The sequence below is a fragment of the Rhodococcus sp. NPDC057297 genome (genome assembly GCF_042667435.1).
In the GTDB taxonomy this organism is placed as follows: domain Bacteria; phylum Actinomycetota; class Actinomycetes; order Mycobacteriales; family Mycobacteriaceae; genus Rhodococcoides.
Window position 1 is genome coordinate 205,985 of record NZ_JBHUZE010000002.1, and the last position, 25,437, is coordinate 231,421.

The 25,437-nt window shown below is 65.5% G+C and carries 21 protein-coding genes; 11 read left to right on the forward strand and 10 right to left on the reverse strand.

Translation table 11 applies throughout. The features are described 5' to 3' along the window. Positions 1-34 precede the first annotated feature (34 nt). Positions 35-901, forward strand: coding sequence for an Fpg/Nei family DNA glycosylase (locus ACFULT_RS06870; protein ID WP_378480991.1), 867 nt, complete (start codon positions 35-37; stop codon positions 899-901). Here the strand turns inward: ACFULT_RS06870 and ACFULT_RS06875 are convergent. Beyond that, complete coding sequence (locus ACFULT_RS06875) at positions 894-2,438, reverse strand: carboxylesterase/lipase family protein (RefSeq protein ID WP_378480992.1); 1,545 nt, start codon at positions 2,436-2,438, stop codon at positions 894-896. The genes ACFULT_RS06870 and ACFULT_RS06875 overlap by 8 nt on opposite strands. 64 nt (positions 2,439-2,502) lie before the next feature. On the opposite strand from ACFULT_RS06875, the gene ACFULT_RS06880 reads away from it, so the two are divergent. Continuing rightward, a complete protein-coding gene (locus ACFULT_RS06880) occupies positions 2,503-3,078 on the forward strand; it encodes a molybdenum cofactor biosysynthesis protein (protein ID WP_094719421.1) in 576 nt (191 codons plus the stop codon). Between the two features lie 3 nt (positions 3,079-3,081). Here ACFULT_RS06880 and ACFULT_RS06885 read toward each other — a convergent pair whose 3' ends face one another. After that, positions 3,082-4,518: a dihydrolipoyl dehydrogenase family protein gene (locus ACFULT_RS06885; RefSeq protein ID WP_378480993.1), complete on the reverse strand. Its 1,437-nt coding sequence runs from the start codon at positions 4,516-4,518 to the stop codon at positions 3,082-3,084. A 29-nt stretch (positions 4,519-4,547) separates the two neighbouring features. Between ACFULT_RS06885 and ACFULT_RS06890 the strand changes: the two genes are divergently transcribed. Then, positions 4,548-5,306: an SDR family oxidoreductase gene (locus ACFULT_RS06890; RefSeq protein WP_378480994.1), complete on the forward strand. Its 759-nt coding sequence runs from the start codon at positions 4,548-4,550 to the stop codon at positions 5,304-5,306. A gap of 6 nt (positions 5,307-5,312) precedes the next feature. Here ACFULT_RS06890 and ACFULT_RS06895 read toward each other — a convergent pair whose 3' ends face one another. From ACFULT_RS06895 to ACFULT_RS06905, 3 genes are all read right to left on the reverse strand, one after another. Further along, positions 5,313-5,558 carry a DUF2630 family protein gene (locus ACFULT_RS06895; RefSeq protein WP_037103837.1) on the reverse strand — a complete coding sequence of 82 codons (246 nt, stop codon included), beginning with the start codon at positions 5,556-5,558 and terminating at the stop codon, positions 5,313-5,315. A 63-nt stretch (positions 5,559-5,621) separates the two neighbouring features. Beyond that, positions 5,622-6,830: a hypothetical protein gene (locus ACFULT_RS06900; RefSeq protein WP_378480995.1), complete on the reverse strand. Its 1,209-nt coding sequence runs from the start codon at positions 6,828-6,830 to the stop codon at positions 5,622-5,624. Beyond that, complete coding sequence (locus ACFULT_RS06905) at positions 6,827-7,582, reverse strand: crotonase/enoyl-CoA hydratase family protein (protein ID WP_176459901.1); 756 nt, start codon at positions 7,580-7,582, stop codon at positions 6,827-6,829. The genes ACFULT_RS06900 and ACFULT_RS06905 overlap by 4 nt, the downstream gene beginning before the upstream one ends. Before the next feature lie 60 nt (positions 7,583-7,642). Between ACFULT_RS06905 and ACFULT_RS06910 the strand changes: the two genes are divergently transcribed. Continuing rightward, a complete protein-coding gene (locus tag ACFULT_RS06910) occupies positions 7,643-8,338 on the forward strand; it encodes a TetR/AcrR family transcriptional regulator (RefSeq protein ID WP_378480996.1) in 696 nt (231 codons plus the stop codon). Then, positions 8,335-9,960, forward strand: coding sequence for an acyl-CoA dehydrogenase family protein (locus tag ACFULT_RS06915; RefSeq protein ID WP_378480997.1), 1,626 nt, complete (start codon positions 8,335-8,337; stop codon positions 9,958-9,960). Before ACFULT_RS06910 ends, ACFULT_RS06915 begins: the two co-directional genes overlap by 4 nt. Positions 9,961-9,963: 3 nt before the next feature. Here the strand turns inward: ACFULT_RS06915 and ACFULT_RS06920 are convergent, their stop codons facing one another. The 3 genes from ACFULT_RS06920 to pgi all read right to left on the reverse strand — a co-directional run bounded on the left by ACFULT_RS06920 (position 9,964) and on the right by pgi (position 13,733). Continuing rightward, positions 9,964-10,911 (reverse strand): type IV toxin-antitoxin system AbiEi family antitoxin domain-containing protein, encoded by a 948-nt coding sequence (locus ACFULT_RS06920; RefSeq protein WP_094719414.1) that lies wholly within the window; start codon positions 10,909-10,911, stop codon positions 9,964-9,966. 272 nt (positions 10,912-11,183) lie between these two features. After that, on the reverse strand, positions 11,184-11,966 hold the full coding sequence (locus ACFULT_RS06925; protein WP_378480998.1) for a hypothetical protein: 783 nt from the start codon (positions 11,964-11,966) through the stop codon (positions 11,184-11,186). A gap of 117 nt (positions 11,967-12,083) precedes the next feature. Next, the gene (gene pgi / locus ACFULT_RS06930; protein ID WP_378480999.1) at positions 12,084-13,733 is read right to left on the reverse strand and encodes a glucose-6-phosphate isomerase; all 1,650 of its coding nucleotides are present in this window, start codon (positions 13,731-13,733) and stop codon (positions 12,084-12,086) included. 81 nt (positions 13,734-13,814) lie between these two features. Here pgi and ACFULT_RS06935 point away from each other — a divergent pair, with 81 nt between their 5' ends. Then, positions 13,815-15,266 carry an NAD-dependent succinate-semialdehyde dehydrogenase gene (locus tag ACFULT_RS06935; protein WP_378481000.1) on the forward strand — a complete coding sequence of 484 codons (1,452 nt, stop codon included), beginning with the start codon at positions 13,815-13,817 and terminating at the stop codon, positions 15,264-15,266. Positions 15,267-15,364: 98 nt separating this feature from the next. Here the strand turns inward: ACFULT_RS06935 and ACFULT_RS06940 are convergent, their stop codons facing one another. After that, positions 15,365-15,655, reverse strand: coding sequence for a chorismate mutase (locus ACFULT_RS06940; RefSeq protein WP_019664463.1), 291 nt, complete (start codon positions 15,653-15,655; stop codon positions 15,365-15,367). Between the two features lie 386 nt (positions 15,656-16,041). On the opposite strand from ACFULT_RS06940, the gene pcrA reads away from it, so the two are divergent. Beyond that, on the forward strand, positions 16,042-18,522 hold the full coding sequence (gene pcrA / locus ACFULT_RS06945) for a DNA helicase PcrA (RefSeq protein WP_378481001.1): 2,481 nt from the start codon (positions 16,042-16,044) through the stop codon (positions 18,520-18,522). 85 nt (positions 18,523-18,607) lie between these two features. On the opposite strand, the gene ACFULT_RS06950 is transcribed toward pcrA, so the two are convergent. Further along, positions 18,608-19,693, reverse strand: coding sequence for a M23 family metallopeptidase (locus ACFULT_RS06950; RefSeq protein WP_378481002.1), 1,086 nt, complete (start codon positions 19,691-19,693; stop codon positions 18,608-18,610). Positions 19,694-19,958: 265 nt separating this feature from the next. Between ACFULT_RS06950 and ACFULT_RS06955 the strand changes: the two genes are divergently transcribed. The 4 genes from ACFULT_RS06955 to ACFULT_RS06970 all read left to right on the forward strand — a co-directional run bounded on the left by ACFULT_RS06955 (position 19,959) and on the right by ACFULT_RS06970 (position 25,428). Beyond that, positions 19,959-21,767, forward strand: coding sequence for a hypothetical protein (locus ACFULT_RS06955; protein ID WP_378481003.1), 1,809 nt, complete (start codon positions 19,959-19,961; stop codon positions 21,765-21,767). Between the two features lie 147 nt (positions 21,768-21,914). Next, positions 21,915-23,078, forward strand: a complete 1,164-nt coding sequence (gene sucC, locus ACFULT_RS06960; protein WP_019664467.1) for an ADP-forming succinate--CoA ligase subunit beta — start codon at positions 21,915-21,917, stop codon at positions 23,076-23,078. An 8-nt stretch (positions 23,079-23,086) separates the two neighbouring features. Continuing rightward, positions 23,087-23,998, forward strand: coding sequence for a succinate--CoA ligase subunit alpha (gene sucD / locus ACFULT_RS06965; protein ID WP_019664468.1), 912 nt, complete (start codon positions 23,087-23,089; stop codon positions 23,996-23,998). Positions 23,999-24,201: 203 nt separating this feature from the next. Then, positions 24,202-25,428, forward strand: a complete 1,227-nt coding sequence (locus ACFULT_RS06970; RefSeq protein ID WP_378481004.1) for an acyl-CoA dehydrogenase family protein — start codon at positions 24,202-24,204, stop codon at positions 25,426-25,428. The last annotated feature ends 9 nt before the right edge of the window (positions 25,429-25,437 follow it).

Below are 25,437 nucleotides of genomic sequence, written 5' to 3' on the forward strand. Positions count from 1 at the left end.
GCGAGAGTGTCGACGCCGAGCGCATAATTGCCCCATGCCGGAGTTGCCCGAAGTCGAAGCTCTCGCGGGTTTTCTCCGTGAGCACGCCGTCGGCGCCGTGATCGGTCGTGTCGACATCGCCGCACTGAGCGTGCTCAAGACGTTCGATCCGCCGATCACGGAATTGCAGGGACGAGACGTGACCGACGCGGCGCGGTTCGGCAAGCACCTGGCTGTACAGGCAGGGGATCTCTGGCTGATCACGCATCTGTCCCGGGGCGGATGGCTTCGGTGGACGGACAACCCGTCGGCGGCTCCGCCGAAACCAGGGAAGGGTCCGCTGGCGCTCCGTGTCCACTTCTTCACGCCGGAGGGGCTGACACCCGCCATCGACCTCACCGAAGCAGGCACGAAGAAACGGTTGGCAGTCTGGGTGGTGCGTGATCCGCAGGAGGTGCCGGGCATTGCTCGCCTCGGTCCCGACGCCTTGGCCGTCACGGAAACGGAATTCGCCGACATCCTGAAGGGAACGACGGCTCGGCTGAAGACGGTACTCGTCGACCAGTCGATGTTGGCCGGCATCGGCAACGCCTACTCCGACGAGATCCTCCACGTGGCCAAGCTTTCACCGTTCGCATCGTCGAGCAAGCTCGATCCCGAGTCGGTCGGAGTGCTGTACGCCGCGATGCGCGAGGTGCTGCTGGACGCCGTCGACAGGTCGACCGGTCAGGACGCGGCCCGGTTGAAGGGCGAGAAGAGATCGGGAATGCGAGTGCATGCCCGAGCAGGTCTGCCGTGCCCGGTCTGTGGGGATACCGTCCGCGAAGTCTCCTACGCCGAACGCTCGTTTCAGTACTGCGCGACGTGCCAGACGTCCGGCAAGGTCCTGGCGGACCGCCGGATGTCCCGCCTGCTCAAGTAGCGGACGCTTCGGTCTTCTGGCTCGCGTAACCGCGGTAGCCTTCCCAGGCTCGTCGGCGATCGCTGCGAGGGTCCCGCTGGACTCTGGTCCGGGTGTCGAAAATGAGTGTCTCGCGCGCATTCTCGTCGTACTTGGGCCAACTGGGCAGCGGGGAGCCGGTGCGCGCGAACTCCAACCAGTGCGACTGGACGTGTTCGGTGACCTCGTGGAAGGCGCGGCGTCCACCGGGAACGGTCATCAACTTGCCGAACGACGTCTCGTTGATTCCGAACACTGCGAACAGCTCGAATCCGTGTGTGGCGTCGAGTCCCAGCCACTTCATCACCCGCGGCGCGAAATCGAATCGATAGCTGTAGGTCGGCGCCCTGCGCGAGTGCGTTTCCGCGACCTCGATCGACGGCTTCCAGAACGTGAAGTCGCCTCCGACGTCGATCGCTGCCGCCTCGTTCGGGTACCCGGGGTACGCCTCGAGAACAACGTCTTTCGCGGCCGGGTCGGTCAACGCGAAGAGTGTGTCGATGCGTGCGGGATTGGTCGGGAGTGCGTCGAGCACCTTGGGGAACAATGTTCCCTCACGTCCGTTGGTGCCGATGATCAGCGGAACCGCATGGGCAGTGCCGTCGGCGCAGGCGTCGAGCGGGTTCTTCGGCAGAAAATCGCCGTCGACGACCGGGCCGAACGGATGGAGACCGGGAGTGCTCTTCACGACCGACAGAGCCAGCTTCGAGCCCGTGCTGCCGAGAGTCTTCACGTCGGCGGTGTCCAGGGTGCTCGCTACGTTGCCTCCGTCGCCGAGGAATTCGACGAACTGGCGCGCCCATTCTGTCGCACGATCCTGCGTGGCGACGAGGCCGGGGGCCGAACTTTCCGCGATGGCCTGCTTGAACAACCCCTTCGCCGCCGGAGTCGCCAGCAGCGTGGTCACCGCGTTTCCTCCGGCGGATTCACCGAAGACGGTGACGTTGTCCGGATCTCCGCCGAACTCGCCGATGTTCGCCTGCACCCATTCGAGAGCCGCAACCTGATCTCGCAAGCCGAGATTGGAGTCGAACTGTCGGGTGGACGTGGAGAACTGGGAGAAATCCAGGTAGCCGAGTGTCCCGAGGCGGTAGTTGATGGACACGTAGACGATTCCGTCCCCGTCCTTCAACGCCCGGCGCACCAGAGATCCACCGCCGTACAGCGGGGTGGCCGACGTTCCCAGTGTGTATGCGCCGCCGTGGATGAACACCATGACCGGCAGACGCCCTGCACTTCGGCGGCCGGGAGCGAGAACGTTGAGTGTGAGGCAGTCCTCGCTCGACGGTTGGTACTTGTTCACCGACAGCATGGTGCCGCGTTTGTGCTGGACCGACGCGTTGCCCCACTCCGTTGCGTCACGCACTCCGGTCCACGGCTCCACCGGCTGAGGTGCGCGCAGGCGTAGCGGGCCCACCGGGGGCGCTGCGTACGGAATCCCTCGCCATGTGACGAGGTCGCCTACCTTCTTTCCCTCCAGGGTGCCGTCCGTGGTGGTGACTCTGGTGTTCTCGAGCATGGCCAGGAGTCTACGCGGAGATCTTACCGGCGGGTAAGGATCGGGAGGATGGACAATCGTTCCCATGAACTTCCAGTACCACGCCGACGTGGTGCAACTGCTCGTCTCACCCGCCCACGCGTACTTCGGCCGCGCCAAGGACGGACCGGCGCAGGAGGTGCCGACGCAGTTCCCCGAACAGGTGGACATCGTTGCGCACAAAGGAATTCGCGGTGACCGCTTCTTCGGCGTCAAAGCGCACACCGAAGCCGCGGTGACGTTCCTGGCCGCCGAGGCATGGGACGCCGTCGGCGACGTACTCGGAATCTCGATGCCCGACACCGCGGTGGCCAGGCGAAACATCGTCGTACGCGGTCTGGAACTCGATCCGTTGCGCGGAGAGGAATTCGAGCTCGACTCCGGTGACGGTCCGGTGAGATTCCGTGGCGGCAGGCCCGCGCATCCCTGCGTGTGGATGGACACGATGGCGGCCGAGGGTGCGCGCAAGGCCCTGATCGGCCGTGGGGGCCTGCGCGCCGAGCCGCTCACCGACGGGATTCTCCGCGTGGGAACCGTCGTCGTCCGATCACCCGTCGAACTGCGTGCCGTCGACGCGGCGCGGCAGGTCAAACGGGCTCAGCCACTCCGCGACGGGCGATGAACCCTACCCGCGCCGTGATTCGAGGAGGCGCAGCCAGACTTCGCTGACCGTGGGGTACGACGGTACGGCGTGCCACAGGTCGTCGAGCGTCACCTTGCCGACGACGGCGACGGTGGCGGCGTGGACCAGTTCGTCGACGCCGGGGCCGACGAAGGTGGCGCCGACCACGATGTCCTTCGCTTTGTCGACGACCAACTGTGCGTGCCCGGAGTAGTCGTCCTGCTGAAGCGACGATCCCGCGACCTCGATGTCGACCCCGAGGATCTCGACGTCGAGGTCCGCCGAACGCGCTTGCTTCTCGGTAAGACCGACGGACGCGACCTGCAGCGGGGTGAACACCACCTGCGGCACCTGTCCGTGATCGGCCGAGGCGGTGAAGCGCTTGCCGTCCAACGGCTTTCCGTCGGCGCGGGCGGCGATGACGTCGCCGACCACGCGCGCTTGGTACTTGCCCATGTGGGTCAGCGGCGCGCGACCGTTGATGTCGCCTGCCGCATAGAGCCAGGGCGCACCGGGTACCTGGAGGTGGTCGTCGGTTTCGACGTAACCTCGATCGTCGACCCCGATGGACGACAGACCGAGGTCGGCGCTCGCCGGCGTGCGGCCTGCGGCGACCAGGATTTCGTCGACGACGATCGTCTCGCCGTTCACCGTCAATTCTGCTGCGCCACCGTGGATTCTGCCGATTCCCGTGTCCGACGCGTCCGGCCGCGACACGGCCGTGAGGTCGGCGTCGAACAGTATCGTCGCGCCTCGGGATCGAAGCGCGTCGGCGACGAGTTCGCTCGCGAAGGGTTCGGCGCTCGCCAGCAGGGCCGAGCCGCGCACGATCATCGTCACCTCGGCGCCGAACGACAACAGCCACGTCGCCGCTTCCGACGCCACGACACCGCCTCCGATGACGGCGACTCGGCGGGGGATCTCGTGAATGTTGGTGGCGTCGCGGGAAGTCCAGGGGAGGGCGTCACGCAGGCCAGGGGTGCCCGGAACCGACGCGGTGGTCCCGGTCGCGAGGACGACGGCGTGCCGGGCCGTCAAGGTGCGACCGCCGACGTCGACCGTTCGGTCGCCGGTGATGCGGCCGTGGCCGCGGACCACGGAGATCCCGGCGGACTCGGCCCATGACACCTGCGAGGAATCGTCGAGGGAATGTGTGAAGGATTCCCGACGCGCCAGCACGGCGTCGACATCGAGGCCGCGGTCGCCGACGAGTTCCTTCACCCCCGGCATGTTGCGCGCTGTGGTGAGCACTTCGCTGGGCCGCAGCAACGCCTTGCTGGGCATGCACGCCCAGTAGGAACATTCGCCGCCGACGAGTTCGTGCTCGACGATCACCGCTGTGCGGTCGCTGCCTGCGATGGCGTAGCTCGCGGCGTTCTCGCCGACGGGGCCCCCGCCGATGACGATCACGTCGAATTCGTCAGTAGTGTTCACGGTCATCTTTCAAGAGTGGCATAGGGTCTTCGGGCATGGGGACGATGCGGAACAAGATTCTGATCACCGGTGCGAGTTCGGGGCTCGGTGAGGAGATGGCCAAGCGATTTGCCGCGCAGGGTAAGGATCTGGCCCTGTGTGCCCGACGCCTGGACCGGCTGGAGGCGCTTCGCGACGAGCTGATCGTGGCCAATCCCGGCGTCGCCGTCGCCATCCGAGCGCTGGACGTGACCGACCACGACGCCGTGGGCCGTGTCTTCGGCGAGTTGCACGACGAGCTGGCCGGCCTGGACCGGGTGATCGTCAACGCGGGACTCGGCAAGGGAGCGAAGATCGGTACCGGACGCGCCGACGCCAATCTCGCCACCGCGCAAACCAATTTCGTGGGCGCACTGTCGCAGATCGAAGCGGCACTGGAGATCTTCCGCAAGCAGAAGTTCGGGCACCTGGTCCTCGTGTCCTCGATCAGTGCCGACCGCGGACTTCCCGGCCCCAAGGCCGTCTATTCTGCGAGCAAGGCGGGCGTCGCGGCTCTCGGTGACGCCCTGGCCACCGAACTTTCCCGCACCGACATCGTCGTCACGACGCTGTTGCCGGGTTTCATCGCGACGGACATGTCCGCCAAAGCTGGGGACAAGAGCGTTCTGACGGCAAGCCTCGACCAAGGCGTGACGGCGATGATCAGCGCAATCGAGAAGGAACCGCGGCGCGCGGCTTTACCCGGCCTGAAGTGGCGGGGTATCGATGCAGCGCTGCGTTTTCTACCGAATCAGATCACCGACAGGCTCGTCTGATTCGTTCTATTGCAGGTAGTGCTCCACCTGCTCGACGCTCCCTGCCTGTGCGTCGTCCGGGTTCAGCCCCGCGTCCAGACGCGCTCGGCGCTGCCGAAGCAGATCCCAGCACTGGTCGAGTGCGTGCTCGATCTTCGTCAGTTCGGCTTTTTCTTCCGCTGGATCGATGTCGCCTGCCTGGCTGTCCGACCGAAGTTTGTGTTCGGTGGCCACCAGCTGCTGGATCGTCGTGTAGATGTCGTGCTCGCTCATAGCGACCACGGTAGACCTGTACGAGGCGTGACGACCCCCTGCTACCACCAAATTCTCGATAGTTCACCAGGGTGAGGCGCTGAGGCCTCGCCGGGCCAACACGTGCGCGGCGACCTCACCGAGAACGGTCGCGTATCGAGGCTCGGTACCGACGAGTGACAGCGTCGACCGGGCGTCGAGGAAGGACACGTAGGCAGAGAGTGCAGTCGTGGTGCGTGCACGGCCGGCCCGCGGGTGAAGAGCGCGCGTAGCGACGCTCGATGCCCGGTGCCTGCCGATCGACGCCACCGCAGGCGGAATGTCGCCGATGTTGGAGCGCAGCACCCGAGCGGTTCCCGGCGCCGCCGTCAGCGCAGCCGCGCGGCGATCGGACAGCAGTTGCACCACCTCGGCCGGAAACCCACCGGGCGCACCGGCGGGACGGGCGAACGCGCTCTTGGTCGCCTGCTTGATCTCGTCGACGGTATCGGTCACCGCGAGGTTCAGTGTTGCCATTCCGATGCGGTTCGTACCGCCTCCGGTGGTCCGGAACGGAACGTTGATGCGAATCGGTTGCGGCTCACCCAGTTCGGCGGCGATCTCCGTAACGACGGAGATGAACTCCGAGTTGGTCAGGACCGCGTCGATGTCGAAGGTCGCGCTGCTGCAAACGATCTCGTGCGTCGTCACGGCTCGCGACGCGTGACGGTAGCGGGTCAGCTCGCGTCGGGACGCCTTCTCGAACGTCAATCGTGCCGCGGCACGCACGGATGCCGGCGCCACCCGTCTCACCAGAGACACCGCATCCATCACGTCCGACGTCGAGCGCGGAGGAGGCTCGGGCGCAGAGCCTTCGAACGCCACTCCGGCCGCTGCGACCAGCCCGGCAGCGTCGGCCAGGGTGTGTGAACACGCCAGCGACATGACGGTGCCGCCGGCGTCCGTGGTCGCCACCGCCATCCGCCAACCGGGTCCGAACTCCGGATCGAGGTCCACGTCGGCCTGCCGATCGGCCCAGTCGAGGATCTCGGAGGTCTTGACCGGCGAGGGCTCGACGGCCAGCGCATAAGACTGCGCCGCGTCGACCCAGCGCCGACGAGCGCCGGGAACCTTCGGGCTGATTATCCGTCGGCCTAGTCGTCCGAGACTCAGGTTGGCGTGGACTGCTGCGAAATCGGCTCGGTCGACCGCGTCGTCGCTACGCCAAATACCCTGCAGTGCAATGGGTAAGCCGTAGCCCCTGTGTGTTCTGAGGAAGATCTCGTCGACGACGGACAGTCGGCCCGGAGTCAACGCCCGTGTCTTCCCGCACCCGACGCGAACTGCTGTGCACCGCTGAGTGCATCCGCAGCCATCGAGATGGCGCCGTGCCGGAATTCGTTCACGATGGCCGCTTCCTCGTCGAGTCCGTCCTGCTCGAGCAAGGACAACCGATCCTCCCGCATGCATGTCTGCGGGAGCAAGGCCAGTTCGGCTGCGAGTGCTTCGGCCTCGGAGCGTGCGCGACCGACGGGAACGACACGGTTGGCGAGACCGATCGCAAGGGCTTCCTCGGCGTCGACGGCGCGACCGGTGAGGATCAGATCCATGGCGCGCGACGTCCCGATCAACCGCGGAAGACGCACGGTACCGCCGTCGATCAGCGGCACACCCCACCTCCGGCAGAAGACTCCGAAAGTGCTGTCGTCTTCGACGATTCGGAGGTCGCACCACAGAGCTAGTTCGAGACCGCCGGCAACCGCGTACCCGGAGACAGCGGCGATGACGGGCTTGGACAGGCGCATACGCGTCGGGCCCATCGGTCCGTCGCCGTGTTCGGTGGCGTGATTGGAGCGTTCGGTGCCGAGCGCTTTGAGGTCTGCACCGGAGCAGAACGTCCCGCCTTCGCCCCACAGCACCGCAACGGCGGCCGAGTCGTCGGCGTCGAACTCCTCGAATGCGCTGACCAACTGCTCCGCTGTGGGACCGTCGACGGCGTTTCTCGCCTCCGGCCTCGACAGGACGACGGTGGTGACGGGCCCCGAGCGTTCGATCCTCACTGGCATGACTCGACCGTACTCGAGAGGGCTTGCCTGAAGCAATGAATCAGTGCTTCACTTCTTGGCATGCCCTACCGACGGACCTCCGCCGTACAAGCACGAATCGACGCCGGACGAGAGAAACTGTTCGACGCCGCCGTCGGGGTGCTGTCCTCACAGGGCTACCGAGGACTGTCCATCGCGTCCGTGGCCGCAGCGGCGGGAGTGTCGGCGGGAAGCGTCTACACGCACTTCGACAGCAAGTCCGACCTCGTCGTCGCGATCTTCCGCACCGTCTGTGGACGAGAAGTGCAGGCTGTCGTCGACGCAGCCGGCGCGAGTGGAGCCCGCGGAATGAGCAATTCAGGCGCGAGTGGAGCCCGCGGAATGAGCAATTCAGGCGCGAGTGGAGCCCGCGGAACGGGCCGGACGGGGTCGGGCAGCGTGGTGGAACGGGTCACGGCGATCGTCGAGACCTTCGCCGGGCGGGCGATGAAGAACCGCACCATGGCCTACGCGCTGTTGGCCGAGCCCGTCGACCCAGCCGTCGACGCCGAGCGTCTGGTGTTCCGCCGCAGCTTCGCCGCGGCGATCGGTGATGCCGTGGCCGACGGCATCGCGGCGGGGGACATCCCCGAGCAGAACGTCGAGATCGCTGCCGCGGCCCTCGTCGGAGCGGTGGGGGAAGTGCTCGTCGGCCCGCTGAGTCCGGACCGCACCGACACCGCCGACGTGATTCCGGATCTCGTAGCATTCGCCCTGCGATCGTTAGGAGTGTCATGACCTTCCCCGCCACCCATACCGTCTTCAACCAGGTCCCCGATCTGCTTCCGTACGACACGTCCGACGACGCGTCGCTGCTCGAGGGCCTCCGCCGCGAAGGGGGCGGGTGGTCCGAGGACGAGGTTCGGCAGCTCGGGGCTCGCGCGGGAAGCGTGGAGGCCCAGGAGTGGGGACGCCTCGCGAACGAGAACCCGCCCGCACTGCGCACGCACGACAGGTACGGCAATCGAGTCGACGAGGTCGAGTTCCATCCGCACTGGCACGACCTGATGAACGTCGCGATCGAGAACGGACTGCACGCGACGCCGTGGCAGGACACCAGGCCCGGTGCACACGTCGCCCGGGCGGCCAAGTTCTACGCGTGGGGCCAGGCCGACGCCGGCCACATGTGCCCGATCTCGATGACCTACGCGGCCGTACCCGCATTGCGACACAACCCGGATCTGGCCGAGACGTACGAGGCGCTGTTGGCCTCGACCGACTACGATTTCGGTCTCCGCGTCCCCACCGAGAAGCGCGGTCTGACCGCGGGGATGTCGATGACCGAGAAACAAGGCGGCTCGGACGTTCGGTCGGGCACGACCACCGCGACACCGTCCACGGACGGCACGTACACGATCGTCGGACACAAATGGTTCACGTCCGCGCCGATGTCGGACATGTTCCTGACCTTGGCGCAGGCACCCGGCGGGCTGTCCTGCTTCCTGCTGCCGCGCGTGCTGCCCGACGGCTCCCTCAACCGCATCCAGGTGCAACGACTCAAGGACAAACTGGGCAACAAGTCCAACGCGTCCGGCGAGCTCGAATACCTCGGTGCCACAGGATGGCTCGTCGGCGACGAAGGCCGGGGCGTGAAGACGATCATCGAGATGGTCAACATGACCCGACTCGACTGCGTCATCGGTTCCGCGGCAGGAATGCGCAATGCCACCGTTCGAGCGGTGCATCACGCTCGCCACCGTTCCGCGTTCGGTGCCGCGTTGATCGAGCAGCCGTTGATGCGGAATGTATTGTCGGACTTGATCGTCGAATCGGAAGCCGCCACAGCGGCCATGATCCGTCTGGCCGGAGCGACCGACCGGTCCGCACGTGGAGATGCGCAGGAGACCGAACTGCGCCGAATAACGTTGGCGATCACCAAGTACTGGGTGTGCAAGCGAGCGCCGTCTCACGCCGCCGAAGCGTTGGAATGTCTCGGCGGTAACGGGTACGTCGAGGAATCCGGTATGCCGAGACTGTTTCGTGAATCCCCGCTGATGTCGATCTGGGAAGGGTCGGGCAACGTCGCCGCGCTGGATTCGCTTCGCGCACTGGCCAAGCAACCCGACGTGGTGGAGGCGTACTTCGCCGAGGTCACGTCCGCGGCAGGGGCGGATTCACGTCTGGACGACGCCATTGCGCGCGTGGGTAAGGAGCTCGCCGACACCGGTGACATGGAGTACCGCGCCCGCAGGGTGGTCGAGCTGATGGCATTGGTGTTCCAGGGTTCGCTGCTGGTGCGGCACGGTGATCCCGCGGTGGCCGACGCATTCTGCGCGAGCCGCCTGGGAGAAGACTGGGGAGGAGTTTTCGGAACCCTGCCTACGGGATTGGACACCGCGGCGATAGTGGCCCGAATCTGAGGGTTATTTCGAGGTGGAGCTGTAGTGGCCCAACGGTTTTCGGTTGGATGCGGCCTGTACGAACGCTCGGGCGATCCTGTCGGTGAATTCTCGCGGTGTGGACAGGTCCTCCCAGTCCCACCGCACCACCGTCCACCCGAGCTGCTCCATTCGATGTCGCTCGCGTCGACCATCGATGTCCGTCAGCACCGGATCTGCGCCGTATACCCCTTCGCCCTCGTACCGTCCGACGACTCCATGATCCGGGTAGAGGAACGGCGAGCGTCCGACGTACCCGCCCACCTCGTCGAACAGAGACTGCCCCAGCAACGGAGGTGGCAGCGGCAGCGTGTCCAACAACATCCTGCTGCGCGTTTCACCGGTGCTCTGGCTGCGGCTCGACATCGACTGCACGGCCTGGCGCGCCTTGGCGATGCCGGTTCGGTTCCGGGCGTCGGTGAGCGCATCCTGAAGTTCCCGGTGCGTGGTGAGCCCGGCGCGCATGGCGTAGTCGCCGATACACACAGCCGGGTGCAGTGGAAGCGACCGAGCCAGGTCCACGATCGTCCGAGTCGGCGCGGTGACCGGAAACCCTTCCCTCTCGGTCAGATCCGCAGCCGGAAGTGGTGACCCGTGCAGCACTCGCTGGCGCCCCTTCTTGCCCGCATACGACCGCGCAACGGTGAACGTGACTTTGTCCAGCGGAATGTCCCACGTCTCCATCCGATGTAGAACCGCCGCCGACACATGACTGAACACCGCATCGGTGCTCGACTCCGCATAGATCGCCTCGGCGAGCACAGCATGCCGTCGATGCGCGTCGAGCCGTCGGTAAACGTCCGCGCGCACGAAATAACCGCGGCGGATGGTGACGATCTCCCCGCTTGCACGGCCGCGTCGCAGATCGTCATCGGTGTACCCCCGTGCAAGCGCCTCGGTGCGCGAGAACATCCCCTGCTGATCGAAGTCCATACTGAATTGGACGCACCGGAGGGCCGTTCGGTTCACTCCGGGCAAATCCACCCACCTGTTGTGAGTTATCGGACCCTCTCAACGCACAACAGGTGGGTGGATTTCAGGGTCGGTACGGGGGAAGCGGTTCGGCTCGAAATGTCCCCTCAGGTTCCGGCATTCGTGCTCCACGAGCAAGCATCCGTCGGACCCGTTCGGTCAGAGCGTTCGGTTGTGCAAGATCACGCCAGCTCGCCCGCGCGAACGGCCATCCAGCGTCGCGGATGCGGTTCTCACGGTCCTTCTCGGCGAGCACGCTTGCCCGCGTGTCGGCCGCGTTCACGCCGTACTTGTCGGCCCCGTCGAACTCGAAGCATCCCCACGGCCCGGTGAACAAGAAATCCGTTCGGCCCAGGAACGTGCCGCCGGCGTCGTACACCGACTGATTGAGAAGGGGACCCGGCGTCGACGAGAATCAATCGGGTGCGGGACTCCCCGACGCTGTCGCTGCGATCGGTCATCGCGGCTACGGCCCGGACGGCGTTCTGGATACCGGTGCGGTGCCGTGCGCTGCAGAGAGCCTCGTCCAGTTCGGTCCTGGTGACGAGGCCTCGACGCAACGCCGAGTCGCCCACGCACACTGCTCGTTCGAACGTCGTGCATCGCGCGATGTCCACCACCGTCCGGGCTGGGGTAGTGAGCGAAAGTCCGTGAAAGACTGTGCTTTCCGATTCCGACAGCGTCGAACCGTGCACAATTCGGCGCCGGCCCTTCCGTGCAGTGATGGTGCGTCCGGTCGTCGAGTGGGCGTGCGCCAGGGGCAGCGCCCAGACATCCATTCCCCACGCGATTGCCGCCGACTGGTGGCTCAGCACCACCGGGGCTTCGTGAGCAATCGCGCGCGCGAGCAGCAGATGCTGCTGCTCGGAATTCAAGGTGGCGAAGAACGCTGCCGACACGAACGCGCCTGGCCGGACCGCGATCAGTTCACCGCGCAACCGCGCGTGCCGCAGTTGACCGTCGGTGACGCCCGATGCCAGAGCGTCGGAGCGAAAGAGCAGGCCCTCGAAGTCCATACCTACTTGGACGCGACGGAGGCAGGCTCGGTTCAGTCAGGTCGGCAAATCCACCCACCTGTTGTGAGTTATCGGACCCTCGCAACGCACAACAGGTGGGTGAATTCGAGGGAAGTGTTACTTGGAGCGACCCCGCTGATCGCGGTACCAGCGGACGAGTGCGTCGGTCGACGAATCGCTCTGCGGTGCAGGAGCTTCGGCGTCGGTCAGGACAGGCGTCAGTTCCAGCGCCTGGGTCTTGCCGAGTTCGACACCCCACTGATCGAACGAGTCGACACCCCACACGACACCCTCGACGAACACCTGGTGCTCGTACAACGCGATCAGCTGGCCGACCACCGACGGCGTCAGCTTCGGGGCGAGGATCGAGGTGGACGGACGGTTGCCGGGCATGACCTTGTGCGGAACGACGTCGGCGGCGGTACCTTCGGCGGCGATCTCCTCGGCGGTCTTGCCGAATGCCAGCACCTTGGTCTGCGCGAAGAAGTTGCTCATCAGCAGGTCGTGCATGGACCCGGTGCCGTCGCGCGTGGGGAGATCGTCGGTGGGCTCGGCGAAGCCGATGAAGTCGGCCGGAATCAACCGGGTGCCCTGGTGCAGCAGCTGGTAGAACGCGTGCTGTCCGTTGGTGCCCGGCTCACCCCAGAAGATCTCACCGGTCGACGTGGTGACGGGGGTGCCGTCGGCCTTGACGGACTTGCCGTTGGATTCCATCGTCAACTGCTGCAAGTAGGCCGGGAAACGAGACAGGTCGTTGGAGTACGGCAACACCGCGCGGGTCTCCGCGCCGAAGAAGTTGCTGTACCAGAGTCCGATCAGGCCGAGCAGCGCAGGCGCGTTGCTCTCGAGCGGCGTCGTGCGGAAGTGCTCGTCGATCTGGTGAAAGCCGTCGAGGAATTCACCGAACGCTTCCTTGCCGATGACAGCCATGACCGACAGGCCGATAGCGGAGTCCACCGAGTAACGGCCGCCGACCCAGTCCCAGAAACCGAACATGTTGGCCGTGTCGATGCCGAACTCCGACACTCGCTCTGCGTTGGTCGAGACCGCGACGAAGTGTTTGGACACGGCGTCGTCGCCCAGTGCGTCGACGAGCCAGCGCCTTGCGGCGGTGGCATTGGTCAGCGTCTCCAGAGTGGAGAACGTCTTCGACGCCACGATGAACAGAGTCGTTGCCGGATCCAGCCCATCGAGAGCGGCAACCAGATCGGCGGGGTCGACGTTGGAGACGAACTTCGCCGAGATGCCGGCATCGGCGTAGTGGCGCAGAGCGTCGTACACCATGACGGGGCCCAGATCGCTGCCACCGATGCCGATGTTGACGACGGTGGAGATCTTCGAGCCGGTGGCGCCGACCCACTCACCCGACCGGACGCGGTCGGTGAAATCACCCATGCGAGTGAGGACTTCGTGCACATCGGCGACGACGTTCTGGCCGTCGACCTCGAGAGTCGCGTCGGCGGGTAGGCGAAGGGCGGTGTGCAGGACCGCGCGGTCCTCGGAGGTGTTGATGTGGGTGCCCGAGAACATCGCGTCGCGACGGCCTTCCACGTCGGCGGCCCGGGCGAGCTCGACCAGAAGCGAGACGGTCTCGGAATCGACGATGTGCTTGCTGTAGTCGATGTGAAGATCACCCGCGGCGAGAGTGAACGCGCGTCCACGATCGTCGTCAGCGGCGAACAGCTCGCGGAGCGTCGTGGCTCCGAGTGCGTCGTGGTGTGCCTTCAGGTTCTTCCAGGCTTCCGTGCCCGTGATGTCGACGCTCATATCGTCCAACAATAGTGCCGGGCGCCTCGCTGTGCGCGCCTTCCTCGTTTGTCGTGGCACCGGTGAGGGCACACTCTCGGTATGGAGATCAACGCACTCATCGAATCCATTTCACCGAAACTGTGGATCGGCGGCCACGCCGTCGACGCGGAGAACGGCGCCACGTTCGACGTCGTCGACCCCGCCACCGGCAAGCCCTTCGCCAAGGTCGCCGACGCGAGTCCGGCCGACGCGAAGAAGGCGATCGACGCTGCTGCGTCGGCGCAGAAGTCCTGGGCGAAGACCCCCGCGCGTGAGCGTGGCGAAGTGCTGCGTTCGGTGTTCGAGAAGATCACCGAACGGGCGGACGACGTAGCCGCGATCATGACCAAGGAAATGGGCAAGGCGCTCGCCGAGTCCAAGGCCGAGGTCAAGTACGGCGCCGAGTTCTTCCGTTGGTTCGCCGAGGAGGCAGTGCGCATCGAGGGCCGCTTCACCCCCGCGCCGGCAGGCAACGGTCGGATCCTGGTCACCAAGGTGCCAGTGGGGCCGGTCCTGGCGATCACGCCGTGGAACTTCCCGCTGGCCATGGGTACACGCAAGATCGGACCGGCGCTCGCAGCCGGGTGCACCATCATCGTCAAACCAGCGGGTGAGACGCCGTTGACGATGCTGTTCCTTGCGCAACTCTTCGCCGAGGCGGGATTGCCCGACGGTGTCCTCTCGGTGATCACCTCGTCGAAGTCCAGTGCGGTCAGTGCGCCCATCCTCGAGGATCCTCGACTGCGCAAGCTGACCTTCACCGGGTCGACGGAAGTCGGCCGAAAGCTCGTCGAACAGTCTGCAGGCGGTCTGCTGCGCACATCCATGGAGTTGGGTGGCAACGCACCGTTCGTCGTCTTCGACGATGCCGATATCGACGCTGCCGTCGACGGCGCGATGCTGGCGAAGATGCGCAACGGCGGCGAGGCATGCACTGCGGCCAACCGGATCCATGTCGCCAACAGTGTGCGCGAGGAATTCACCGCCAAGTTCGTCGCCAAGATGAAGGACATGACACTCGGTGCGGGCATCGACCCGGACACGAAACTCGGACCACTGATCAACGCAGACCAGCTGAGCAAGGTGCAGGAACTCGTCGACGATGCAGTGAACGCGGGCGCGACGGTGGCGCTCGGCGGCAAAGCACCCGGCGGCGACGGCTACTTCTACCCGGCCACGGTGCTGACCGATGTCCCGGCGAACGCCAGGATCCTGAAGGAAGAGGTCTTCGGTCCGGTCGCCCCGATCGTCGGATTCGACACCGAGGAAGAAGGAATCGACGCCGCGAACGACACCGAGTTCGGATTGGCGTCGTACATCTACACCCGCGGCCTCGACCGCGCACTACGGGTCGCCGACGCCATCGACAGCGGAATGGTGGGCGTCAACCGCGGAGTCATCTCGGACGCGGCCGCACCGTTCGGTGGAGTGAAGGATTCAGGCTTCGGGCGCGAAGGCGGAAGCGAAGGAATCGAGGAGTACCTGGAAACCAAGTACATCGCCCTGACCTAGGCAGTCGGGCCGAAGCCCCGGCAGAACCGAATGTACCGTTCGGTCACTCCAAGTGACCGAACGGTACATTCGCTCCCGAAAAGTCAGCTCGCGAAGAGTCAGCGGCCGAGACGCCCGCGGCCGAGACGGAGCAGCAGCATGGCGAGGGTGTGGCCTTCCTGGCCGAGGCTGCTGAAGCGGTCCAGCACCTTCATTTCGCGGCTGTGCACCATGCGCGGCCCGCCCGAGGCCATGCGAGTACGACCGATCAGCTGGGAAACTTCGCTGCGACGCTGGATTGCCGCAAGAATTTCGGAATCGAGGCGGTCGATCTCCTGACGCAAGGAATCGATCTCAGCCTCGGACGTCGGCACTGCGCTCTCGGTCTCGATCTTGGTCGTGGATGCCATTTTTTCTCCTCGTGTCACAAGTTTGGATCGTTGCCCTGCTCGTCACCGTTACGTCCTCAGGTGGTTCGTGGACGCTCCGCTCCAGAGACGGGCTGATGTGGTATGAGTCACATCGACTGCCCCGGGGAAGCCTCGTGTCTGGACTTCCGGGCGCACCTTCCTATGGACAGGCTCCGCCGGCGAGAGCCGAAGAATCGGCTGCACAGAGGGGGTGGCGACGAACGGCTATTTCGATCACCGATCCAGTGTGCCACCTCTGTGCAGTCCTGAAAAGTCGGTCGACGGGCTGAATGTCCGCATTGCTCTCGGTCGGCAGAACGGGGCTGGCGGCGCCTGTCAGGTTCGGGTAAAGGACTGTCGGAGCCCGCCGGTAACCTGGGCAGGCGATGAACACGAACCTCACTGCGGTACCAGCCCCCGGAAAATCCAGGTCCGAAACGCTGTTGGAGGGTCTCAACCCGCAGCAGCGTCAGGCCGTCGTGCATTCGGGGTCTCCGCTGTTGATCGTTGCAGGCGCCGGGTCGGGAAAAACGGCGGTGCTCACTCGTCGTATTGCGTATCTGCTTGCCGAGCGCGGCGTGGGGCCGGGCCAGGTTCTGGCCATCACGTTCACCAACAAGGCCGCCGCCGAGATGCGTGAGCGCGTCGCGGGACTCGTGGGTCCGCGCGCCAACAGCATGTGGGTTTCGACGTTCCACTCGAGCTGTGTGCGGATCCTGCGCAATCAGGCGTCGTTGCTGCCCGGCCTCAACTCCAACTTCTCGATCTACGACGCCGACGACTCGCGTCGCCTGCTGACGATGATCTCGAAGGATCTGCAGATCGACACCAAGAAGTTCTCGGCGAGATTGCTCTCGACGGCGATCTCCAATCTCAAGAACGAGCTCATCGGGCCCGAGGACGCAGCCGCGGACGCGGAGAAGCAGATGGTGGAGCTCCCGAAGCTCGTCGCCCAGGTCTACGGCATCTATCAGCAGAGACTCCGGGCGGCCAACGCCATGGACTTCGACGACCTCATCGGTGAAACCGTCGGTCTGCTGCAGGCCTTTCCTCAGGTCGCGGAGTACTACCGTCGACGGTTCCGGCACGTCCTGGTCGACGAGTACCAGGACACGAACCATGCGCAGTACATGCTCGTACGGGAACTGGTGGGTCGGGAGGACTCCGACGGCGCCCTCGAGGGTGCGGTCGCTCCCGGTGAGCTCTGCGTCGTCGGTGACGCGGATCAGTCGATCTACGCGTTCCGCGGCGCGACCATCCGCAACATCGAGGAATTCGAGCGCGACTACCCCGACGCCACCACCATCCTGCTCGAGCAGAACTACCGGTCGACCCAGAACATTCTGTCGGCCGCCAATTCCGTCATCTCGCGCAACACCGGCAGGCGGGACAAGAAGCTGTGGACGGACTCCGGCGAGGGTGAGCTCATCGTCGGGTACGTCGCGGACAACGAGCACGACGAGGCGTCGTTCGTGGCGTCGGAGATCGACCGTCTGGTCGACAACCACGACGTCCGCTACGACGAGGTGGCGGTCTTCTACCGCACCAACAACTCGTCACGTGCGCTGGAGGAGATCTTCATCAGGCTCGGCCTGCCGTACAAGGTGGTGGGCGGTGTCCGCTTCTACGAGCGCAAGGAAGTCCGCGACATGGTCGCGTACCTGCGGGTGCTGTCCAACGAGGACGACACGGTCAGCATGCGACGCATTCTCAACACTCCGCGCCGGGGAATCGGCGACCGCGCCGAGGCCTGCGTGGCCGTTCACGCCGAGCAGCGGGACATCAGTTTCTCCAAAGCTCTGCACGACGCCGCCGACGGCAAGGTTGCGTTGCTCAACTCTCGCTCGCAGAAGCTCATCGCGCAGTTCCTGGAACTGCTGGACGAACTCCGGGATGTGCTGGGCACCACCGACGACGACGGCAACGACATCGCCGATATCGGTGACGTGGTCGAGGCTGTTCTGGACCGCACGGGATACCGCGCCGAACTGGAAGCGAGCAGTGATCCTCAGGACGGTGCCCGTCTGGACAACCTCAACGAGCTCGTCAGCGTGGCACGTGAATTCACGTCCGAGGCGCGTAACCTCGCCGCTCTCGAAGCCGAAACCGATGCCGATGCCGAAACCGAAGCAGACTCCGACGACGAGGTGGACGTCGAGGAAGGCACTCCCGAGCCGGGCTCCCTCGCTGCGTTTCTCGAGCGGGTGTCACTTGTCGCGGACACCGATCAGATTCCCGATTCCGGCACCGGCGTCGTCACCTTGATGACGCTGCACACGGCCAAGGGCCTCGAATTCCCGGTGGTCTTCGTGACCGGCTGGGAGGACGGCCAATTCCCGCACATGCGTGCGCTCGGCGACCCAGCGGAGTTGTCCGAGGAACGACGCCTCGCCTACGTGGGCATCACGCGTGCGCGTCACCGTCTGTACGTCACTCGCGCCATCATGCGGTCCGCCTGGGGGCAGCCGATCAACAACCCGGAATCACGATTCCTCCAGGAGATTCCGCAGTCCCTCATCGACTGGAAGCGGGAAGACCCCGGCGTCGGCGGACGGTCGATCGGCGGCGGCCGCGCCCGGCCGGGTGGCTTCGGGGGCGGCGGTTTCGGTGGTGGTGGCTTCGGCGGCGGCGGGGGATTCGGAGACCGACGAGGGCAGCAGTCGTCGCCGAGTTTCGGTGCCGCACGCGCACGCAACAACACTCTCGTGCTCGCGGTGGGAGACCGGGTGAATCACGACAAGTACGGTCTCGGAACGGTTCTCGAATCCACGGGCTCGGGCACGTCGGCCATGGTTCTCGTGGATTTCGGTACGTCGGGGCGAGTGAAGATGATGCTCATCGGCGGCGTTCCGATGACCAAGCTCTGAGTAGTAGAACGGCCGCGCACCGAGAAATCGGTGTGCGGCTGTACGTTTCACCGGGCCGGTAGGCCGGAAGAGAGAGCTGGAGTTCTCAGTCCATCTCGGGTCCGAGGCCGATGCCTCGGGACGCGAGCCAGGGGAGAGGATCGATCTTGTTCTCGCCGGGCAGGTGAACCTCGAAGTGGAGGTGAGGGCCGGTGGAGAAGCCGCGGTTGCCCATGCGAGCGATCTGGTCGCCTGCCATGACTTCCTGGCCGACGCTGACCGTGGCACTGTCGATGTGTCCGTAGACGGTGATGGTGCCGTCTGCGTGCTGCAGGCGAACCCACATGCCGAAGCCGGACGCGGGGCCTGCATCGATGACCTTGCCGTCGGCCACCGCGAGGATCGGAGTTCCGATGGCGTTCGCAATGTCGACGCCTGCGTGCAGAACGCCCCAGCGCTGACCGAAGTTGGAGGTGTACGTCCCGAGCGCGGGGAGTACGAACAGTGGCCGTCGAGCAGCAGCCTCGCGTGCGGCGCGCTCTTCGCTGAACCGCTGGCCCTTGGCGAGCAGGTCGTTGAACTGGCTCAGATCCACCGGGTTGGCCACGTTGAGGATTTGCGGGGCCGACGAGGGGGCAACGTCCGTTGTGGTGTCAGCGGCGAAACCGGCGGCCTGCGGGACGGCAGTCGCTGCGATGCCGGGGGCTGCGGGTGCTGCACCGGCAGCGAGTGCTACTTCCTCGGAAGTGCTCGGCGTCGCGGGACCGTGATCGATGACCGCCTGCCCTGCTGCAACCACGGCACCGGCGGCGACGGCGAGAACCGCTGCACGCCCCTTCAGTGCGGTGGGAGGGGTCGGGATGCGGTGAGCACCGCGTCGACGAGACACGGCGATCTCGTCCGCTGCGATGACGTCCGCGGAAGGCCCGGAAACGACGGAAGGCCCTGCCGGAACCACGACATCGGGAGTGCTGTGCAGCTCGCTGTCGTGGTAGCTCTCGGCAGAGCCGTAATTGCTCGCGAAGTAGTCGTAGCCGTTGGCCTGGAGATCCGACGCGGACTGGATGTCCGACGATTCGTAACTGTCGGCTTCCCAGCTGGTCTGGGTCGAGTACACCGTGGGTGCGGTTTCAACAGCCGCGGCCGGTTTGACGAACCGACTGGTGGTGAAGGACGCGCGGTGTTGCGACAAGACCCTGCGACCTCCGTTCCGTGATCTGCTCGTGACTTAAGACTCGGCAGACGGTAACGAAACGATTGCAGGGCGCGCAAGTTAATCGGCTTTCCCGCGGGGATATGTGAGATGGCTCACAAGCCGAGCAGGGCTTTTGCCGAGATCGCCTGTGATCCCGGACAGCGGTGCAATACCCACGGCGCCGTTACCGAAACGCATCCGCCGAAATCCTACGGCGCGTGCTCTGCCGTCCATCGTCCGCCGACCGATAGCGTCGACAGGCGTGGCTACCTCCCCGCATGCGTCACCACAGATGATTTCCGCACGCCCGCAGTCCGGCCCGTCGGCCCGCGGCGCTGCTCTGACCGCGACTGGACTCGTCTCGACGGCGGCCCTCCTCGGGCTGGCCTCGATGGCGATGGAGACAACCTCGTCGACCTCGGACGGGCCGGGAGCGGGTGTGTTCACGGCGGAAGTGCTGTCCGTCGCCCCGGTCGTCGTGGTGGCCGTACTCGCGATCCTCACGGTCATCGCCAGGCCGGCGCTGGCGGGTGCTCTCACGGCAGGGTTCGGCGCGATCTCGGTCGGCCTCGCAGTTCTCGACGTGGGACTGCTGGCGTCGCCGATCGATGCGAACAGACTGGAACTACTGAGGCCGACTACCGCGGAGGCACTGACGCCGAGCCTCGGTGCCTACTTCGTCCTCGCTTCGCATGCTGTCGCCGTGGTCGGGGGAGTGTTCGGTCTCGTCGCAATCGGCAGGGCGTCGTACGACGACGGATACGGCATCTCGTCGCGAACCGATTTCACGGGCCGCGCGTCCGCGGTTCGCATCGGTGGCGCGCTCTCGGTACTGGCCGTGCTCGCCGCGATCTCTGCCGCCGCCGCCCTGTTCGCGGTTCCCTACGTCTCGACGGACTCGATCGTGCTGATCCGCGCGGTCGTCGAATCTCCGTGGGCGACTGCTGTCGGGTCGGGCGTCCTCGCTTGTGCGGTGGTGATCGTCGTGTCGGCGGCACTCGCGTCGATCTCGCCGACGGTTGCCGCAGGCAGCATGCTCGGCGCAGGCCTCGGCGTCGGCGGAGTATTCGGCGCGCGGGTGATCGCGGGAGAGAGCTCCGGGCCGAACATCGGGGTCTCCGGGGGGAGTTGGATCGGCTCCGTTGCAGGTGTCGCACTGATCGTGATCGCACTCTCGGCTCTGCCGGCGTCGGCGATACGGGATCGGGCCTCGGCAGGCGGTCCCGTCGCGAGGGGCGAGCTGGACGGTTCGGCGCACTTCATGCGCTGGCATGCACTGGCAGGGGCAACGGGTGTTCTGGCGGGTGTTCTCGTCGGCGCAGGCGCGTTCCTGCCGGTTCTCGATGTCCCGGCCGGGCTGCCGGAGCCAGACGTGCTCGCCACTCGGGTAGCCCTCGTTGCCGGGTTCGTCCTGGTCGTCGCGTCCATCCCGCTGTTCTTCTCGCTGTTCGCGGCGGTCGTCAGGCCAGCCGTCGGCGTCCTGGCTGTCGCCGCAGTCTCCGCGTCGGCAGGAGTGCTGCAGGCAGCAGTCCTCGCCTCGGACATCGACGGCGTCGGACTCGGTGTGGGTGGCGCAGCCACGGCCGTCGGTGCCGTCCTCGCTGTCGTGTGCGCCGGAGCCGTGCTGTTGGCGGGCAGCGCCGAGCGCGACGACGTCGATACCTCCGACGTGCGCTCGGACAGGACTGTCGGCGTCGTGGCCCTCGTCGGTGGAGTCGTCACAGCCATCTCGTACGCCCTCCCGCTGTATTCCGGGACCGATGTGTCCGCCCCGTCGCTCCTCGGTGTTCCCTGGGGCGCCGAAGGGTGGGGATGGGACGCCTGGGGGCAGGCCGCGTCGGCGTCGACGATTCTCGTTGCGGCCGTCGTGGCGTCCAGGTCGCGTCCGGCTCGTGGGGCTGCACTTCTTCTCGGTTGCGTGGTCGCGACAACTGTCCATCTGCTCGGTTGGCCGCTGACGAACGGGCGATCGGTCGACGCCTCGCTCGGGGCGGGGCTGCTGGTAGGGGTCGTCGGCGTGGTGATACTTGCTGTGGCAGCGCTACTTTCGGTCGGCAGTGCCCGTAAGTGAGGCGCAGGACACACCTACCTCCTCGGTGAGATAGACCACATACCATCTGGCCGGGCGTAACGGCGTCGGAGCACGTGGATAAAGTCGGTGATCGGACCCGCTCACACCCCTGGAGCGGGCAGTCAACGTAGACGAGACGGTGAGCTGATGGATCTCTTCGAATACCAGGCGAAGGAATTGTTCGCCAAGCATGGCGTACCCACCTCCGCCGGTCGTGTCACGGACACGGTCGCAGGAGCAACAGAAATTGCCGAAGAAATCGGCAAGCCAGTAATGGTCAAGGCGCAGGTCAAGGTCGGCGGCCGAGGCAAGGCCGGCGGCGTCAAGTACTCCAAGGACGTTGCAGCAGCCACCGAGAACGCCGAGTCGATTCTCGGCCTCGACATCAAGGGCCACGTCGTCAAGAAGCTTCTCGTTGCAGAAGCCTCCGACATCGCCGAGGAGTACTACATCTCCTTCCTGCTCGACCGCACCAACCGCACCTACCTGGCGATGTGTTCGGTCGAAGGTGGAGTCGAAATCGAGGTGACGGCGGAGGAGAACCCCGACGCACTCGCACGTATCCCGGTCGATGCCGTCAAGGGCGTCGACCTTGCTTTTGCTCGTGACATCGCCGAGAAGGGCAAGCTGCCCGCCGAGGTGCTCGACGCCGCTGCGGTGACCATCCAGAAGCTGTGGGAGGTCTTCATCAAGGAAGACGCTCTCCTGGTCGAGGTCAACCCGCTGGTTCGCACCCCGGACGACCAGATCCTCGCCCTCGACGGCAAGGTGACGCTCGACGCCAACGCAGACTTCCGTCAGGCCGGCCACGCCGACTTCGAGGACAAGGACGCTGCCGATCCTCTCGAGGCCAAGGCCAAGGAGAACGATCTCAACTACGTCAAGCTCGACGGACAGGTCGGCATCATCGGTAACGGTGCCGGACTCGTCATGTCGACCCTCGACGTCGTCGCATACGCAGGCGAGGCACACGGCGGCGTCAAGCCTGCCAACTTCCTCGACATCGGTGGCGGCGCCTCGGCTGAGGTCATGGCCGCAGGCCTCGACGTCATCCTCGGCGACGAGCAGGTCAAGAGCGTGTTCGTCAACGTCTTCGGCGGAATCACCGCCTGCGACGCAGTGGCCAACGGCATCGTCGGCGCACTGAAGAAGCTGGGCGACGACGCCAACAAGCCGCTCGTGGTTCGTCTCGACGGCAACAAGGTCGAAGAGGGACGCAAGATTCTCGCCGACGCCGCGCACCCGCTGGTGACGCTCGCCGGAACCATGGATGAAGGCGCCGACAAGGCCGCCGAGCTGGCAGCGAAGTAGAGGAAACCATGTCTATCTTTCTGAACAAGGACAACAAGGTCATCGTCCAGGGCATCACCGGCGGCGAAGGCACCAAGCACACCGCCCTGATGCTCAAGGCAGGCACCAACGTCGTCGGCGGTGTCAACGCACGCAAGGCCGGCACCACGGTCAAGCACGTCGACGCCCAGGGCAACGACATCGAGCTCCCCGTCTTCGGTTCGGTTGCCGAGGCAATCGAGAAGACCGGCGCCGACGTGTCCATCGCGTTCGTTCCGCCCGCATTCTCCAAGGACGCCATCGTCGAAGCGATCGACGCGGAGATCCCGCTGCTCGTCGTCATCACCGAAGGCATCCCCGTGCAGGACTCCGCATACGCGTGGGCCTACAACGTGGAGAAGGGCAAGAAGACCCGCATCATCGGCCCGAACTGCCCCGGAATCATCACCCCCGGTGAAGCTCTCGTCGGCATCACGCCTGCCAACATCTCCGGCACCGGCCCCATCGGCCTGGTCTCGAAGTCCGGCACGCTGACCTACCAGATGATGTTCGAGCTCCGCGACTTCGGCTTCTCGACGGCCATCGGCATCGGCGGAGACCCGGTCATCGGCACCACGCACATCGACGCCATCGAGGCATTCGAAGCGGATCCCGAGACCAAGCTCATCGTCATGATCGGTGAAATCGGCGGCGACGCAGAAGAGCGCGCAGCCGACTACATCAAGGCCAACGTCACCAAGCCGGTCGTCGGCTACGTCGCAGGCTTCACCGCTCCCGAGGGCAAGACCATGGGCCACGCAGGCGCCATCGTCTCCGGCTCCTCGGGCACGGCCCAGGCGAAGAAGGACGCACTCGAGGCCGCAGGCGTCAAGGTCGGCAAGACGCCGTCCGAAACCGCTGCTCTCGCACGCGAAATCCTGGAATCGCTCTCCGTGAAGTAAGTTTCAGCTCGAACGAAGCCCGCCGGGAGCTAGTGCCGGCGGGCTTTTTCGTGCTGTTTCGGGTTGTCCCTCCGGCATCGATGTCACATGGCAGCCGTCTGGCCGTTGCTACGGGCCATCGATGCCGACGGGGATGTGAAGTTCTCAGAATCATCGTGATGCGAAATGTGTTCATTACTCCGCGTAACAGTTTCACTTGCCCAATGACAACCACGGAAAATCGCAGTGCACTGACCAAGGACTGGCCTGATGCGCCGACGTCCGCCGAGGGCTGGATTGCTCGGGCGGGCGAGGTGGCGCAGCTGCTTGCCGTCGACGCTGTTGCTCGCGACAAGGGCCATCAGGCTCCGCACGCCGAGGTGCAGCTTCTGAAGGATGCTGGGCTCGTCACGTTGCTGGGGCCGGTCGAGCACGGCGGCGGCGGTCAGGATTGGCCGACGGCGTACCAGGTGATTCGTCGTGTCTCTGCGGCCGACGGGTCGATCGGCCAGCTTCTCGGCTACCACCTGCTGTGGTTCTGGGCTGCGCGGCTCGTCGGCACGAAGGAGCAGATCGAGGCGGTCGAGGCAGATGCGACGAAGAACAAGTGGTTCTTCGGCGGCGCCGTCAACCCGCGTGACAACGACGTCGCCGTCACCGACGAGGGCGACACCATCGTCTTCGAGGGCGCGAAGTCATTCTCGACGGGCAGCCGCGTCTCCGACGTCACGGTCCTCGAAGGCGCTTTGACCGGCAGCGATGCACACGTTTTCGCTATAGTGCCGTCGAACATCGAGGGTTTGACGTTTCACGACGACTGGGACAACATCGGCCAGCGTCAGACCGAGAGTGGCAGCGTCACCATCGACAAGGTGCGCGTCGACTGGGCGAGTGCGGCGGGATTCGTCGACAAGCAGTTCCAGCCGCGGGTCTACAACACGTTGAACGTGCCGACGATTCAGCTGGTGTTCGTCAACTTCTACCTCGGCATCGCTCGCGGCGCTTTGGAGGAAGCGGCGTCGTACACCAAGGACAAGACGCGAGCGTGGCTGCACAGCACCGTCGACAGGGCGATCGACGAGCCGTACATCATCGATATCTACGGTGACCTGACGTCCAAGCTGTGGGCGGTGGAAGCGCTGGCCGACGCAGTTGCGTTGGAAGCACAGAAGATCCACGACAACGCGTGGGATGTGACGGCGGAAGAGCGCGGCGACCACGAGGTGCGCGTCGCTGCGGTGAAGGCGCGTGCCACCGAGGTGTCGCTCGAGATCACCTCGACGGTGTTCGAGGCTCTCGGTGCCCGAGCGACGGCGAGCAAGTACGGATTCGATCGTTTCTGGCGCAACGTCCGCACCCACACGCTGCACGATCCGGTCGCATACAAGCGCCGCGAGGTCGGTCGATGGGTGCTGACGGGCGAGTTGCCGCAGCCGACCTGGTACTCGTGAGCATCACCG

Excerpts from the sequence above, each read along its gene's own strand:
- ACFULT_RS06870 (WP_378480991.1), top strand. The coding sequence starts at position 35 with ATGCCGGAGTTGCCCGAAGTCGAAGCTCTCGCGGGTTTTCTCCGTGAG.
- ACFULT_RS06875 (WP_378480992.1), bottom strand. The coding sequence starts at position 2,438 with ATGCTCGAGAACACCAGAGTCACCACCACGGACGGCACCCTGGAGGGA.
- ACFULT_RS06880 (WP_094719421.1), top strand. The coding sequence starts at position 2,503 with ATGAACTTCCAGTACCACGCCGACGTGGTGCAACTGCTCGTCTCACCC.
- ACFULT_RS06885 (WP_378480993.1), bottom strand. The coding sequence starts at position 4,518 with ATGACCGTGAACACTACTGACGAATTCGACGTGATCGTCATCGGCGGG.
- ACFULT_RS06890 (WP_378480994.1), top strand. The coding sequence starts at position 4,548 with ATGGGGACGATGCGGAACAAGATTCTGATCACCGGTGCGAGTTCGGGG.
- ACFULT_RS06895 (WP_037103837.1), bottom strand. The coding sequence starts at position 5,558 with ATGAGCGAGCACGACATCTACACGACGATCCAGCAGCTGGTGGCCACC.
- ACFULT_RS06905 (WP_176459901.1), bottom strand. The coding sequence starts at position 7,582 with ATGCCAGTGAGGATCGAACGCTCGGGGCCCGTCACCACCGTCGTCCTG.
- ACFULT_RS06910 (WP_378480996.1), top strand. The coding sequence starts at position 7,643 with ATGCCCTACCGACGGACCTCCGCCGTACAAGCACGAATCGACGCCGGA.
- ACFULT_RS06915 (WP_378480997.1), top strand. The coding sequence starts at position 8,335 with ATGACCTTCCCCGCCACCCATACCGTCTTCAACCAGGTCCCCGATCTG.
- ACFULT_RS06920 (WP_094719414.1), bottom strand. The coding sequence starts at position 10,911 with ATGGACTTCGATCAGCAGGGGATGTTCTCGCGCACCGAGGCGCTTGCA.
- ACFULT_RS06925 (WP_378480998.1), bottom strand. The coding sequence starts at position 11,966 with ATGGACTTCGAGGGCCTGCTCTTTCGCTCCGACGCTCTGGCATCGGGC.
- pgi (WP_378480999.1), bottom strand. The coding sequence starts at position 13,733 with ATGAGCGTCGACATCACGGGCACGGAAGCCTGGAAGAACCTGAAGGCA.
- ACFULT_RS06935 (WP_378481000.1), top strand. The coding sequence starts at position 13,815 with ATGGAGATCAACGCACTCATCGAATCCATTTCACCGAAACTGTGGATC.
- ACFULT_RS06940 (WP_019664463.1), bottom strand. The coding sequence starts at position 15,655 with ATGGCATCCACGACCAAGATCGAGACCGAGAGCGCAGTGCCGACGTCC.
- pcrA (WP_378481001.1), top strand. The coding sequence starts at position 16,042 with ATGAACACGAACCTCACTGCGGTACCAGCCCCCGGAAAATCCAGGTCC.
- sucC (WP_019664467.1), top strand. The coding sequence starts at position 21,915 with ATGGATCTCTTCGAATACCAGGCGAAGGAATTGTTCGCCAAGCATGGC.
- sucD (WP_019664468.1), top strand. The coding sequence starts at position 23,087 with ATGTCTATCTTTCTGAACAAGGACAACAAGGTCATCGTCCAGGGCATC.
- ACFULT_RS06970 (WP_378481004.1), top strand. The coding sequence starts at position 24,202 with ATGACAACCACGGAAAATCGCAGTGCACTGACCAAGGACTGGCCTGAT.